A 14,270-nucleotide genomic window follows, 5' to 3' on the forward strand; every position below is an offset into this window, starting at 1 on the left:
CAGGACTGTGCAGATGGCGACGTGTGGCGAAGTATTGGTCAAGTTACTGGAGGCGTACGGGGTCGAACAGGTATTCGGTATCCCGGGCGTGCACACCGTTGAGTTATATCGTGGGCTGGCGGATTCGACGATCAGCCACGTGACGCCGCGCCATGAGCAGGGCGCCGGGTTCATGGCTGACGGTTATGCCCGTACCAGCGGCAAACCGGGTGTGTGCTTCATTATCACCGGGCCGGGCATGACCAATATCACCACGGCCATGGGCCAGGCCTATGCCGACTCTATCCCGATGCTGGTGATCTCCAGCGTGCAGTCCCGCAGCCAGCTCGGAGGCGGGCGCGGCAAGTTGCATGAGCTGCCGAATCAGGGCGCGCTGGTAGCCGGTGTTGCGGCTTTTTCCCATACATTGATGTCGGCCGCCGAGTTGCCGGGGGTACTGGCGCGGGCATTTGCCGTGTTTCAGGCGGGTCGCCCGCGCCCAGTGCATATCGAAATCCCCTTGGATGTACTGGTGGAAAACGCTGACGCGCTGCTGGTCAGTCAGCCCGTCAGCATCGCCCGCGCCGGGGCGGCTCCGGCAGCGATCGAGCAGATGAGCCAGCGACTGGCCCAGGCCCGGCGTCCGTTGATCCTGGCCGGTGGTGGCGCGATTGAAGCGGCGCCTGCATTGATCCGTCTGGCCGAGCAACTGGGTGCCCCCGTCGCACTGACCATCAACGCTAAAGGCATGCTGCCATCGGACCATCCACTCTTGATCGGCTCTACCCAGTCATTGGTAGCGACCCGGGCGCTGGTGGCTGAGGCCGATGTGGTGATGGCGATTGGCACTGAGCTGGCCGAAACCGATTACGACATAACGTTTGCCGGCGGTTTTGAGATTCCTGGTGCCTTGCTGCGTATCGACATCGACCCCGATCAAACCGTACGCAACTATCCGCCGACGCTGGCGCTGGTGGCTGATGCCCGCGTGGCCACAGAAGCGTTGCTGGCCAGTCTCGGCATGCAGGCCTGTGTTGTGCCCTCAAGCGAGTGGGGCGGGGCGCGGGTCATGCGTCTGCGTGCAGAGCTGGAGGCTGAATGGGATGCGCCCACCCGTGCTCAAACGCGCTTTTTGCAGACGCTGTTCGAGGTGCTGCCAGAGGCCGTCTGTGTGGGGGACTCGACCCAACCGGTGTACACCGGCAACCTGACGTTCAACCCGGAGCAGCCCCGCCGTTGGTTTAACTCTTCAACCGGTTACGGCACTTTGGGTTATGCCTTGCCGGCTGCGGTGGGGGCCTGGTTGGGACGGCGTGCCGGGGGGAAGCCGGGTGGCCCGGTTATATGCCTGATCGGCGACGGCGGCTTGCAATTTACCCTGGCCGAGCTGGCCAGCGCCGTTGAAGCACGTACGCCGATCATCGTGCTGCTCTGGAATAACCGGGGCTACGGTGAAATCAAAAAATACATGCTCAACCGTGGCATCGAACCGGTGGGGGTCGACATCTACACCCCGGACTTTATTGGCGTGGCCAGGGCCCTGGGGTGTGCGGCGCAGTCGGTAGAGGGCGAAGCACAATTGCGTGCTGCACTGTCCAGCGCGGGTGACCGTCAGAGCCCCAGCGTGATCGAGGTGAATGAGCAGCAGTGGCAGCAATCGCTGGCGCTATAGCTGCATGCGCAGGCGCGCCAAATCCCTTACCGGTGGTGCGCCGAACTGGCGGCTGTACTCGCGGCTGAATTGCGACGGACTTTCATAACCCACGCGATAGCCTGCGGCCGATGCGTCCAGCCCCTCGCTCAACATCAGCCGGCGGGCTTCGTTGAGGCGCAGTTGTTTTTGGTATTGCAAGGGGCTCATGGCGGTCATCGCCTTGAAGCGATGGTGCAGGGTCGAGACGCTGAGGTTGGCCTCTCGGGCCAGGTTGTCGATGCGCAGCGGTTGTGCGAAATGGCCGTTGAGCCAGGCAACCGCACGGCTTACACGGTGGGTTTGACTGTTTTCGGTGGCAATTTCATGCAGCCGGTAGCCTTGGGGACTGCGCAGCAGGCGATACAGGATCTCGCGGCGGATCAGGGGCGCAAGCATGGCGATGTCTTTGGGGGTGTCGAGCAAACGGGTCAGGCGCAGCAGGGCGTCCAGCATCAGTTGATCGATGGGCTCGACATACAGGCCGCGGCCGCCAGGGCGTGACGGGACACCGATGGGCCCCGCCTCGCTGATCAGCGTGGTGATCTCCACCGGGTCGATATCCAGGCGAAGGGCCAACACCGGTCGCTCCGGGGAGATTTCCACCACGCGGCCACTGATGGGCATCGATACTGACACCACCAGGTAGTTGAGGGGGTCGTAGGCAAAATCCTCATCTGCCAGACGCACTTCTTTGCGCCCTTGGGCCAGAACGCACAGTGCCGGTTGCGGCAAGCTAGGGGCAAAATCGTTGGACTCGCTGTAACGCGAGACAAACAGCGACTCGACCCCCGTGGCACAGGTGCCATCCTCGCCGGTGTGGCGGTAGATGAGGTCGGCCAGCTCTACGCGTCGGGCTTCAAGCTCAGGGTCGAGCGCAGGGCGTGCAGGCTCCGGCAGTGACATGGGGCATCTCCTGATTCAGGCAGTGGGCCCGTAGGGCAGCAAGAAGCCATAGCTTAAGTTTGTGCAAGGCTCAGGGGTAGCCGATTTCTGCTGCAACCTTGCCTGATCCTGCCAGTGCCAAAGGGTACTGAGCTGCCGAGCGCCTTTCAGCAGGCCTGCATTGCTCGAAATCATGCGGGTGGCCGAGGTGCTTGCCGCCAGGTACTGGGCCCTGGATCAATGCGGTTTTGCAGAATCGTGCAAGCCAGGCGCAGGAATCGACTAACGATGCGATTCGTTGAGCCTTAAGCTTTGAACCTCCCCCTCACGCCACTTTTCTTTGTGGAGGCCACCATGCCCCAGCCAAATGCTGTCAGCCACATGACCCTGGTTCGCGCACGCGTCGGGTGCTCGGACCAAGTGCAGGCCTGCTTGAACCAGATGATCGAACCCACCCTTAACACCCCGGGTTGCCTGCACTTTGCCTTGCAGCATGGCCATAGCGATCCATTGGTGTGGCGGGTGGTCGGGTATTGGCTGGATGAGACATCGATGCAGGCTTACTTCAACTCCACGACGATGGAGGTGTACAGCAAACTGCTGCAGCTACAGGTCGTCGACAGTCTGGATTTTCAGACCTTCAGCAAAGCGTTGCCCGTTCCGTTGCAGATGCGTGCCAGTTAAGCGGGTAGAATGCCGGTTTTTAACTGGCCGGAATGTGAAGCATGGCGCGTAAAGAATTTGCACAGTTTGAAGCAGTATCTGCCGTTGTCCCGGTAGAACCAGGGGTTTACCACGCGGCGATTGCCGTTAAGGCCCTGTACGAAGGTGGAGCGCCGCGCTTTCACAAAGTCCTGCTGGAGCAAACCTTCAAGACAGCGACCCAGGCCGATGCAGCCGCTGCCGAACAACTCGAGGCCCTGCAAGGGGTCACTGAAGACGCCGAGCTGATCTGGTAAGCGTTATCGTGGGCGATGCATTTTGAACAAGGCTTCGGGGCCCAGTTGGAAATAATCCGCCGGGCCGCCGCCGCGTAAAATCGGTTCTGCTGCTGCCGTGTCGTAGATCCCGTCCTTGAGCAGATGCCTGGCGATATGAACCGCCACCACTTCCCCCAAAATCAGCCAGCTTGGCACGAGCGCTTTATCGGCCCGCTGCAGCTGAATGATCTGCGTCACCTTGCACTCGAACGACACCGGTGTCTCGGCGACACGTGGCACGCTGATCACGCGTGAAGGCGCTGTGGTCAGTCCGGCCAGCTCAAATTCATCCACTTCAGGTCCGACCATCGCACAGCTTTGGTTCATGGCCTCGGCCAACGGGCGCGTCGCCAGGTTCCATACGAACTCGCCGGTTTGCTCAATGTTATTGAGGCTGTCTTTACGCCCCACACTGCAAAACCCAATGATTGGCGGAATGTAGTTGAACGCGTTGAAAAAGCTGTACGGCGCAAGATTCAGCCGGCCCTGGGCATCGTGTGACGAAATCCAGCCAATGGGGCGAGGCCCGACGATGGCGTTGAACGGATCATGAGGCAGGCCATGGCCCTGCGAAGGTTCGTAGTAATGGATATCGTCATGCATGGGGATTGTCCGAAAACGGCTGAGATAGAGGGCCTCTATAGTGCAAGGCATTTGGACGAATGACAAAACAAGATTGACGCTGGCACCTCATCGCGAAGATTTTTACTGACGCCAAAAATGACTAAGCCCGGCCGAGGCCGGGCTGGAGTGCCGCTTTAGGTGTTAGCTGAAACGTGCGCCGTGGGTTTTGTCATAACCGTCTTCAGCGAAGGTCGCAGAATGGGTGCGGTCAAAGCCGTCTTCAGCAAAGGTCGCGGAATGGGTGCGGTCAAAGCCGTCTTCAGCAAAGGTCGCAGAACCGGTACGGTCATAGCCATCGGCGGCGATTGTGGCGGAACCGGTACGGCTGTAGCCATCTTCAGCGAAGCTCGAAGAGTGGGTGCGATCAAAACCATCGGCTGCGAAGCTGTTGAAGGCCAGTACCGAGAGGGCTGCGGCGAGAATCAGGCGAGTTTTCATGGTCGTGCTCCTGTTGCGTAGTCGAAGATGAAGTGGGTATGGGTTTAAGGTTACGCCGATTAATATGATTAAAAAGCGCATAAATTTGAGCTTAACAATCGAATTATTAGATGTTTAAGGGGGCGGCCTCACCGCCGCACTGAGTACGCACAAGGGGGCAACGAGCCTTGGCGTCGGTCGGCATTGAGAGGGGCGTTGTGTCGAGAAGAATGGCCGAGCCAGGTTAACGGATCGTTAATGCTTGGCATTCGGCCTGCTGGGCGCGGGTAATCCAAGGCCAGGCAGGCATCAGGCGAGGCGTTGGCAGTGTTAAAACGAAAAAGCCCAGCCGGTAATGGCTGGGCTTTTCTAGACCTTCAACGCTCTGCACCCGCAGGTACGGGGGCAGTTCGGGCGTCAGCCCTGGCGCTTAGTCGGTTTCGATACGCGAGTGTTTGCGGGTGTCCTTCATGGTCACGTACACCAGCAGCGAGCAGGCGATGCAAGCGGTTACGTACCAGTAGTAGCCAGTTTCCAGACCTGCACTTTTGAACCACAGCGCGATGTATTCAGCGGTGCCGCCGAAGATTGATACGGTCAAGGCATACGGCAGGCCAACACCCAGCGCACGGATTTCGGTCGGGAACAGCTCGGCTTTTACGACAGCGTTGATCGAGGTATAGCCGCTGACGATGATCAGCGCGGCCATGATCAGGAAGAACGCGCCCCACCAGGTGGTGATGGTGTGCAAGGTAGTGAGGATCGGCACGGTGAACAGCGTACCCAATACACCAAATGCGATCAGGATCGGACGACGGCCGATTTTGTCCGACAACGCGCCGACGATGGGTTGAATGCACATGAACAGGAACAACGTAGCGGCCGAGATCGTCGTGGAGTCCGAGATGCTCATCCCTACGGTATTCACCAGGTACTTCTGCATGTACGTGGTGTAGGTGTAGAACGCCAGCGTACCGCCCATGGTCAGGCCCACAACGGTCATCAGCTCTTTAGGATGACGCAGCAGGGTGCGCATGGCGCTTTCTTTGGCTTTGACCTTGGTCTTTTTGAACGACTCGGTTTCTTCCATGCCACGTCGCAGGTACAGCGCCACGACGGCACACAGCGCGCCGATCACGAACGGAATACGCCAGCCCCAGCTGTACAGTTGCTCTTCAGTCAGGGTTTGTTGCAGCACGATCAGTACGCCCAGCGCGATGAGCTGGCCCGAGATCAGGGTGACGTACTGGAAGCTGGAGAAGAACCCGCGGCGTTCCTTGGTTGCCATCTCGCTGAGGTAGGTGGCCGAGGTGCCGTATTCGCCACCCACCGACAAGCCTTGCAGCAAGCGGGCGAAAACCAGCAGGACCGGAGCCCAGACGCCAATGGTTTCATAACCGGGCGACAGGGCGATCAGCAGCGAGCCGAAGCACATCAACAACACCGATGCCATCAATGCGGCTTTACGGCCTTTGCGGTCGGCGTACAGGCCCATCAGCCAGCCACCGATCGGGCGCATCAGGAAGCCCACGGCGAAGATCGCGGCGGTATTGAGCAACTGGGCGGTGGTGTCGCCTTTAGGGAAAAACGCTTTGGCGAAATACAGCGAGAATGCAGCGTAAACGTACCAGTCGTACCATTCGACCATGTTGCCGACGGAACCACTGAAAATCGATTTGATGCGGCTGGAGGTGGTCTTGACTTGAGGTGTCGCCGAGGCAGACCCGACAGGCAGGGTGCTTGAACTATCCATTAAATGGATCCTTCTCTTATTTGTTTTTTTATCGCGTGTTGAAACGCGAGCTTGCAGGTCTATTAGCAGGAGTTGTGCCAACGGATAATTTATTGATTTATAAGGCTTTTATAGGTGTTGGTGAGCGGGAATCCGCTGATTGGCAGGGTGGTGATAGGCGGAAATCCGCCTATTGGGGGCTTTCTACAGAAAGGCCTCACGTACGAGGCCATGTCTTTGCATTTTTTCGTTGAGGGTGCGCCTCGGCAGTTGCAGCTCCGTGAGCACTGCCTTGATATCGCCTTTGTGACGATTCAATGCGGCACGCAGGCATTGGGCTTCAAAGGCCTCCTGCTGGGCCGCCAGTGATTGGCCGCTGTCGATATCATCCACTTGCGGTTCGCCCATTCCCAGCACCTGACGCTCGGCAACGTTGGCCAGTTCCCGGACGTTACCCGGCCAGTCGTGGCTCAGCAGGCGTGACAGTTGCGCACCGGACAAAGGCGCTGCGGCACGGCCCAGTCGCTCGGCGGCGGTGCGGGAAAAGAACTCATATAAAACTGGAATGTCTTCGCGGCGTTCACGCAGTGCAGAGAGGCGCAACTCGGCCACGGTCAAGCGATAGGCCAGGTCTTCGCGAAAGCGTCCGGCCCGGGCTTCTTCCAGCAAGTCGGGCTTGGTCGCGGCAATTACACGCAGGTTTACCTTGATGCTCTGGTTGGAACCGAGCCGCTCCAGCTTTTGCTCCTGCAACACCCGCAACAATTTGGCTTGCTGGGCCAGTGGCATGCTTTCGATCTCATCCAGAAACAACGTACCTCCGTCGGCATACTCCAGCTTGCCGATGCGTTTGCCCTGGGCGCCGGTGAAGGCACCGCTCTCGTGGCCAAACAGTTCGGCCTCGAACAGTTGTTCGGGGATGGCCGCGCAGTTCAGCGCCACGAAAGGTTTGTCGGCCCGTGGGCCAAAGTCATGCAGGCAGCGAGCGACCAGTTCTTTGCCGCTGCCGGTTTCGCCCCGGATCAGAACATTGACCGGGAGTGGCGCCAGATCCAGCACCTGTCGACGCAGGGTCTGCAAACTGCGGGATACGCCGAGCAGACGTCCGTCGATCTGCTCACGCAGATCGGCCTGTTCATGCAGGCGGCGGTTTTCCAGCACCAACTGGCGCTTTTCCAGGGCCCGCCGCAGGCTGCTCAGCAGCGCTTCGGGGCTGAAGGGCTTCTCGAGAAAGTCATAGGCGCCATCGCGCATGGCCTCGACGGCCATTGGCACATCGCCGTGCCCGGTCAGCAAAATGACCGGCAGGTCCGGGTCCAGTTGCTGCAAGCGGTTGAGCAGGGCCATGCCGCCCATGCCCGGCATGCGTACGTCGCTGACGATCACCCCGGCAAAATGCGTGGGCAGCCGGCTCAGGCAGTCTTCGGCGCAACCGTGCAATTGCACGTCAAACCCGCTGAGGCTTAGCCATTGCTCCACCGCATTGCGGATGCTGGCCTCATCATCGACCACGATCACCGAGTTGAGCATGTTTTCAAAGGTCCTCTGCGGTCGGCAGCGTCAAGGTGAATTGCGCCCCATCAGCATGGTTGCAGACGGTCAGGCGACCGCCGAGTTCGTGAACAATGGCGTAAGACACCGCCAGCCCAAGGCCCAGTCCGTCACCCACGGGCTTGGTGGTGAAGAACGGGTCAAACACTTTACCCAAATACGCCTCGCTTATCCCGCCCCCACTGTCGCTGACGCTCAGGTTCCAGTGCTGTTGCCGGGCCTCGATATGGATCTCCAGACGTTTGCGGGGTTTGTCGTGCAGCGCATCAAGGGCATTGCGCAGCAGGTTGATCAGTACTTGCTCCAGGCGGATCGCATCGCCGCGGACCCATGCCGGACGTATCAGGTTCACGTGCAGGTCGATATGTTCTTCCTTTAGTCGAGGCTCAAGCAGTTGCAAGGACTGGTCGACGACCAGCGCCAGATCAAGTCGTTCACGCAAGCCGCTGGGGCTTTGTCGTGCATAGGTCTTGAGGTGCCCGGTGAGGGCGGTCATGCGCGTGAGCATCTGCTCCAGCGGCGTGAGCGCTTTATACGCCTCTTCGATGCGACCATGATCGAGTAACAGGCGCAGGGTGGCCAGTTGCATGCGCTGGGCGGTTAGCGGTTGATTGATCTCATGGGCCAGCGCGGCTGACATCTGCCCCAGCGCGGCCAGTTTGGCCGATTGCACCAACCCATCCTGGGCGGTGCGCAAATCCCGGGTGCGGGCTTCGACCAGTTGTTCCAGTTCTTCGCGATTGCGCTGGCGCATCCGTGCCAGGCGCCAGCGTTGCAGCAAAAACAGCACCAGAAACACCAACGTCAGCCATAGGCCGATGGCCGCCAGCGCTGCATTGCGGCTGTCTTCGGCCGTCACCACGGGACGACGCAGCAGGTGCAGGGTCCAGCCTTCGGCCGTGAGCGGCAGCGAATTCCATACGTAATCTTCGGGACCTTGCGGACCACTGACGCGCATCAGGTAACTGTTGTCGCCAAAGCTGCGCAGGGTGCGGGTAGCCATGGGGGTTAGCGGTTGCTTGTGGTATTGGCGCGTGCTGGAAATTTCGCTGCGATCGTCATCGCTCAGCTCACGCAGGTAGCGGTAGCGCCAGGCGGGGTCATTGGCAATAAATACGATGCCTCGTGCATCGCTGACCAAGAGCGTGTCGTTGCCCTGGCTCCATTCGCGTTCCAGTTGCGGGAATTCCAGTTTGACCACCATGGCCCCCAGGAACCGACCCTTGGCATCGAGCACCGCGCTGGACAAAAAGTAACCTGGTATGCCGCTGGTCACACCTACCGCGTAAAAGCGTCCGGTGCCCTGACTGCGGGTCTGGCTGAAATAGGGGCGAAAACCATAGTTATGCCCCACATAACTGGTGGGTGTGTCCCAGTTGCTGGCTGCTACGGCCAGCCCGGTGCTGTCGAGCAGCTCCAGGGTCGAGGACTGTGCCGCCCCATTGATCCGCTTCAGCTTTTGGTTGAGCCCGGCCTGTATTTCAGGAGTGACGGGCTGGCTCAATGCATTGATCAGCTCTGCGTCCAGCGCCAGGACGGCAGGCAGCGCACGGTAGCGCTCAATCAAGGTGTGCAGCGAATTGGCGTACAGACTCAGTTGCTCGGGGCCACGGCGGGCGCTTTCTTCCAGCGTGTGCTGTTCGGCCTGACGCATTGCCCAGCTTCCCGCAACCGCCGCCCCGGCCAGGATAAACAGGCTGTAGAGCGCAACACGCAGATAGCGAGACGTCACGGGCATAGGGGGCAACCGCTCGATTAGGGGGCGCAAACGATAGCACGGCACCGCAGGCGCATCTGCTCAGGAAGTGACCTCAGTCTGCCGCAGATGCAGCCCTGATTGCGACCAGACTCAGCAACTGCTCTTCGAACAGGCAGAACTGTGCGTCCAGCTCTCGGCCGTGATGCCATTCAGGAGACAGATCGGTCAGCAATCGCAGGCGAACGTGGCCTTGGGGAGTCCAGCTCAGGACTTCGGCATGCTCGAAGTAGAAGCGCTTTTTCACCAGCGGGAACAAGGCTTTGAACAGGCTTTCCTTGACCGAAAAGGTCAAGGTCACCAACAGCGCGATATCGGCAGCAGGTCCGGCGGTCATACGTTGGAGCTCGGGGCCGGTGAGGATTTCGCTGGCCAGGCGTTGGGCGCGTTCGGTGCTGAGCAGGTTCTCGAGGTCGATGCCCAGTCCTTGCCATTGATCCTTGTGAGCCACCAGGGCGGCTGCACGACCGTTGCTATGGGTGATGCTCCCGCAGATATGCGCAGGCCACACAGGAGAGCGGTCATCACCGATGCCGGGGGTGGCGCGGGTGCCGTCCAGTTGCAGCAAGGCGGCCCGGGCACAGAGGCGGCCGGCGAGAAATTCCGCCTGGCGTTTGGCTACGGAGCGTTGAATACTCGCAGGCTTGTCAATGGCACTGCGGGCAAAGTCATCTGCAGCGAGGTGGTCTGGGTTGAAGCAGGTACTGAGCCACATGCTGCCGGGCAACGCATGGGGCAGCGGCCAGTCGGCGCAAAGTGGCGTGCAGCAGGCAGGCAAGGCGGGGAGAGAATTCATGCCGGGCATTTTGCCGGTTCTGAACCACGCTGGGTAGTAGCCTGTCATGATTGGCCGGGGTGTTAAAAAGGCGTTCAGAGAGTGTTCAGGGCCAACCGGCTAAGCTGGCTAAGCTGTATAAGTGCAGGCTCGACAGGGGGCATACGCCCTTCAGGGCGCGGATTTGGCAGGGGAGAGTGTGATGAAACTGCTGGTGGTTGAAGATGAAGCCTTATTGCGCCATCACCTGCAAACCCGTCTGCGGGAAAGCGGTCATGTGGTCGAGGCCGTGGCCAATGCGCAAGAGGCGCTGTACCAGACCGAACAATTCAATCATGACCTGGCCATGATCGACCTCGGCTTGCCGGGTATGGGCGGGCTGGAGCTGATTCGTCAACTGCGCGCACGGGGCAAGACCTTCCCGATCCTGATCCTCACCGCACGCGGTAACTGGCAGGACAAAGTCGAAGGGCTGGCGGCGGGGGGCGACGATTATGTGGTCAAGCCGTTCCAGTTCGAAGAGCTGGAGGCCCGCCTGAATGCGCTGCTGCGTCGCTCCAGTGGCTTCACCCAATCGACCATCGTGGCCGGCGAGCTGGTACTGGACATCAATCGCAAGCAGGCAGTACTCGATGGTGAGCCGCTGGCGCTGACGGCTTATGAGTACCGGATACTGGAATACCTGATGCGCCATCATCAGCAAGTGGTTGCCAAGGACCGCCTGATGGAACAGCTGTACCCGGATGACGAGGAGCGTGATCCGAATGTGATCGAGGTGCTGGTAGGGCGCCTGCGACGCAAGCTTGAGGGGGCAAACGGCTTTAAGCCAATCGATACGGTACGCGGTCTGGGGTATCTGTTTACTGAGCGCTGCCAATGATCCGTTCGCTTCGCGTTCGGTTGATGCTGGCGGCTACGCTATTGGCCGTGCTGTTTATGCTGGCGCTGTTACCCGCCATGCAGGGGGCCTTTAGCCTGGCCCTCAAGGATGCCATTGAGCAACGCTTGGCATCTGATGTGACCACCCTGATTTCGGCGGCCAAGGTCGAAAGAGGTCATCTCAAAATGCCGGTCCTGTTGCCGGATGAACAGTTCGACCTGCCTGACAGTCGTTTGTTGGGCTACATCTATGACCGCGAGGGCCATTTGGTCTGGCGCTCGCGGGCCACGCAAGACAAACCCATCAGCTATAAACCGCGCTACGACGGACGTGGCAACGAGTTTGCGAGCATTCGCGAAAGTGACGGCGAAGAGTTTTTTGTCTACGACGTGGAGGTCAAACTGCTGGGTGGCAAAAGTGCGGCTTTCAGTTTTGTCGCGTTGCAACCCATGCACGAATACAACATGACCCTCGCCGGGCTTCGCGAGAATCTTTACCTGGGATTTGGCGCCGCCCTGTTCGTATTGCTGGCGCTGCTGTGGATCGGCCTGACCTGGGGCCTGCGTGCGCTGCGCCGTTTGAGTCAGGAACTGGACCAGATTGAAACCGGTGCGCGCCAGAGCCTCAGTGAACAACATCCCCGCGAATTACTGCGCCTGACCGGCTCGCTGAACCGTTTGCTGCAAAGCGAGCGTGAGCAGCGTGCGCGCTATCGTGATTCACTCGACGACCTTGCCCACAGCCTGAAAACACCGCTGGCAGTGTTGCAGGGGGTCAGCGAAAGCATGGCTCAGCGTCCGGCTGAGCGTGAGCAGGCCTGGGTGTTGCAAACCCAGATCGAACGCATGAACCAGCAAATCAGCTATCAGTTGCAACGCGCCAGCCTGCGTAAAAGCGGCTTGGTGCGTCATCAGGTGGAGTTGCTGCCTGTTGTGGAAAGCCTGTGCAACACACTGGACAAGGTCTATCGCGACAAGCGGGTCAAAGTCAGCTACGACATCCCTCCACAGAGCTATGTCCCTATCGAGCAAAACGCCTTGCTCGAACTGCTCGGCAACCTGCTCGAAAACGCTTACCGCCTGTGTCTGGGGGAGGTGCGGATCAGCCTGCAATACCGGCCCCAAGGGATTGACGTCTGCGTCGAAGACGACGGCCCGGGCGTTCCTGCGGACCAGCGGGCGCGGATACTGCGCCGCGGTGAGCGTCTGGACCGTCAACACCCGGGGCAGGGCATTGGCCTGGCTGTGGTCAATGACATTATCGAAAGCTATGACGCGCAACTGACCCTGGATGATTCCCCTTTGGGGGGGGCGGTCTTTCGGATTCACTTTCTGGTGGACTGATGCGCCTCGAGGAGGCGGATATCCGCCATATCATTCGCCTCATCCCGCTGAATGGGCGGGAATCCGCCAACATGTCTCTTACAAAAAGCATCTGTAATTTCTTACAAGGTTAGGCGCTACAGGCCATTGAGCAGCATTTGCCCAATGTGGCCCGTGCCTTGCAATAAGTGCGAGAGGTCTGCCACCAGAGCAGCCCGACACAACAAATCCCTCCAAGTACAGGAGGGTTCGCGCTTTAGGTGTCACCGGTCTCAGATGGAATGACGACGCAGTGACGCACTTGAGGAAATTGACAATGACGACTCGTCAGCCACTGTACAAATCCCTGTACGTACAGGTGATCGTAGCGATCGCTTTCGGTATTTTGCTCGGCCATTACTACCCGGAAACCGGGGTTGCCCTTAAACCGTTGGGCGATGGCTTCATCAAACTGATCAAAATGGTCATCGCGCCCATCATTTTCTGTACGGTGGTAAGCGGCATTGCCGGTATGCAGAGCATGAAATCGGTTGGCAAGACCGGCGGTTATGCCTTGCTCTACTTTGAAGTCGTATCGACGATCGCGCTGCTGATCGGTCTGATCGTTGTCAACGTGGTTCAGCCGGGTGCCGGCATGCACATTGACGTAACCACGCTGGACGCTTCCAAAGTCGCGGCCTACGTCACTGCCGGTGCCGATCAGAGCATCGTTGGCTTTATCCTCAATGTGATCCCGTCGACCATTGTGGGGGCGTTCGCCAATGGCGACATCCTGCAGGTGCTGATGTTCTCGGTCATGTTCGGCTTCGCCCTGCATCGCCTGGGTGCATACGGCAAGCCGGTTCTGGACTTCATCGATCGTTTTGCCCACGTGATGTTCAACATCATCAATATGATCATGAAGCTGGCGCCATTGGGTGCCCTGGGCGCCATGGCGTTCACCATCGGTGCTTACGGCGTGGGTTCGCTCGTGCAGTTGGGCCAGTTGATGATCTGCTTCTACATCACGTGCGTGCTGTTCGTGCTGGTGGTGCTGGGCGGTATTGCCCGGGCCCATGGTTTCAGCGTGATCAAGCTGATCCGCTACATCCGTGAAGAGCTGCTGATCGTACTGGGCACATCCTCCTCGGAATCAGCGCTGCCACGCATGCTGGTGAAAATGGAGCGTCTGGGCGCGAAAAAGTCGGTGGTGGGTCTGGTGATTCCGACCGGCTACTCGTTCAACCTCGACGGCACCTCGATTTACCTGACCATGGCGGCCGTGTTCATCGCACAAGCGACGGATACCCACATGGACATCACGCACCAGATCACGCTGTTGCTGGTGTTGCTGCTGTCTTCCAAAGGTGCTGCAGGCGTGACCGGCAGTGGCTTTATCGTGCTGGCGGCGACCCTTTCGGCCGTGGGCCACTTGCCGGTTGCCGGTCTGGCGCTGATCCTGGGTATCGATCGCTTCATGTCTGAAGCCCGTGCCCTGACCAACCTGGTAGGTAACGCGGTTGCCACGCTGGTGGTTGCCAAGTGGGTTAAAGAACTGGACGAAGACCAGCTGCAAGTGGAACTGAACTCCGGTGGTCGCCCACTGGAAAATACAGGCCCCCAAGACGATCTGGGTGTAGCCGAAGGCCCGGCTCCTTCGTTGCTGAAGTAAGTTCAGGCACACAAAAAACCCATCTTCG

At 59.4% G+C, this 14,270-nt stretch carries 13 protein-coding genes; 6 read left to right on the forward strand and 7 right to left on the reverse strand.

Going from position 1 to position 14,270, the window contains the following annotated elements:
- The first annotated feature begins 13 nt into the window (after positions 1–13).
- Positions 14–1,651 carry a 5-guanidino-2-oxopentanoate decarboxylase gene (locus DQN55_RS05490; protein ID WP_048377926.1) on the forward strand — a complete coding sequence of 546 codons (1,638 nt, stop codon included), beginning with the start codon at positions 14–16 and terminating at the stop codon, positions 1,649–1,651.
- Here the strand turns inward: DQN55_RS05490 and DQN55_RS05495 are convergent.
- A complete protein-coding gene (locus DQN55_RS05495; protein ID WP_048377925.1) occupies positions 1,646–2,575 on the reverse strand; it encodes an AraC family transcriptional regulator in 930 nt (309 codons plus the stop codon). The genes DQN55_RS05490 and DQN55_RS05495 overlap by 6 nt on opposite strands.
- 333 nt (positions 2,576–2,908) lie before the next feature.
- Between DQN55_RS05495 and DQN55_RS05500 the strand changes: the two genes are divergently transcribed.
- Positions 2,909–3,238, forward strand: coding sequence for a putative quinol monooxygenase (locus DQN55_RS05500; protein ID WP_048377924.1), 330 nt, complete (start codon positions 2,909–2,911; stop codon positions 3,236–3,238).
- Between the two features lie 41 nt (positions 3,239–3,279).
- A complete protein-coding gene (locus DQN55_RS05505; RefSeq protein ID WP_048377923.1) occupies positions 3,280–3,513 on the forward strand; it encodes a hypothetical protein in 234 nt (77 codons plus the stop codon).
- 3 nt (positions 3,514–3,516) lie between these two features.
- On the opposite strand, the gene DQN55_RS05510 is transcribed toward DQN55_RS05505, so the two are convergent.
- From DQN55_RS05510 to DQN55_RS05535, 6 genes are all read right to left on the reverse strand, one after another.
- Complete coding sequence (locus tag DQN55_RS05510) at positions 3,517–4,137, reverse strand: flavin reductase family protein (RefSeq protein WP_048377922.1); 621 nt, start codon at positions 4,135–4,137, stop codon at positions 3,517–3,519.
- A 162-nt stretch (positions 4,138–4,299) separates the two neighbouring features.
- Positions 4,300–4,596: a hypothetical protein gene (locus DQN55_RS05515; RefSeq protein WP_048377921.1), complete on the reverse strand. Its 297-nt coding sequence runs from the start codon at positions 4,594–4,596 to the stop codon at positions 4,300–4,302.
- Between the two features lie 409 nt (positions 4,597–5,005).
- Complete coding sequence (locus DQN55_RS05520; protein WP_048377920.1) at positions 5,006–6,328, reverse strand: MFS transporter; 1,323 nt, start codon at positions 6,326–6,328, stop codon at positions 5,006–5,008.
- A gap of 183 nt (positions 6,329–6,511) precedes the next feature.
- The gene (locus tag DQN55_RS05525; protein ID WP_048377919.1) at positions 6,512–7,837 is read right to left on the reverse strand and encodes a sigma-54-dependent transcriptional regulator; all 1,326 of its coding nucleotides are present in this window, start codon (positions 7,835–7,837) and stop codon (positions 6,512–6,514) included.
- A gap of 4 nt (positions 7,838–7,841) precedes the next feature.
- On the reverse strand, positions 7,842–9,596 hold the full coding sequence (locus DQN55_RS05530; RefSeq protein WP_048377918.1) for a sensor histidine kinase: 1,755 nt from the start codon (positions 9,594–9,596) through the stop codon (positions 7,842–7,844).
- 73 nt (positions 9,597–9,669) lie between these two features.
- Entirely contained in the window at positions 9,670–10,410 is a 741-nt protein-coding gene (locus DQN55_RS05535; RefSeq protein ID WP_048378444.1) for a 4'-phosphopantetheinyl transferase family protein, read from the reverse strand.
- A 181-nt stretch (positions 10,411–10,591) separates the two neighbouring features.
- Here DQN55_RS05535 and DQN55_RS05540 point away from each other — a divergent pair, with 181 nt between their 5' ends.
- From DQN55_RS05540 to DQN55_RS05550, 3 genes are all read left to right on the forward strand, one after another.
- Positions 10,592–11,269 (forward strand): response regulator, encoded by a 678-nt coding sequence (locus DQN55_RS05540; protein ID WP_048377917.1) that lies wholly within the window; start codon positions 10,592–10,594, stop codon positions 11,267–11,269.
- Positions 11,266–12,612, forward strand: coding sequence for an ATP-binding protein (locus DQN55_RS05545; RefSeq protein WP_048377916.1), 1,347 nt, complete (start codon positions 11,266–11,268; stop codon positions 12,610–12,612). Before DQN55_RS05540 ends, DQN55_RS05545 begins: the two co-directional genes overlap by 4 nt.
- A 295-nt stretch (positions 12,613–12,907) precedes the next feature.
- The gene (locus tag DQN55_RS05550; RefSeq protein WP_048377915.1) at positions 12,908–14,242 is read left to right on the forward strand and encodes a dicarboxylate/amino acid:cation symporter; all 1,335 of its coding nucleotides are present in this window, start codon (positions 12,908–12,910) and stop codon (positions 14,240–14,242) included.
- The last annotated feature ends 28 nt before the right edge of the window (positions 14,243–14,270 follow it).

Origin of the sequence: Pseudomonas taetrolens (genome assembly GCF_900475285.1) — a bacterium.
GTDB classification, from domain to species: Bacteria; Pseudomonadota; Gammaproteobacteria; order Pseudomonadales; family Pseudomonadaceae; genus Aquipseudomonas; species Aquipseudomonas taetrolens.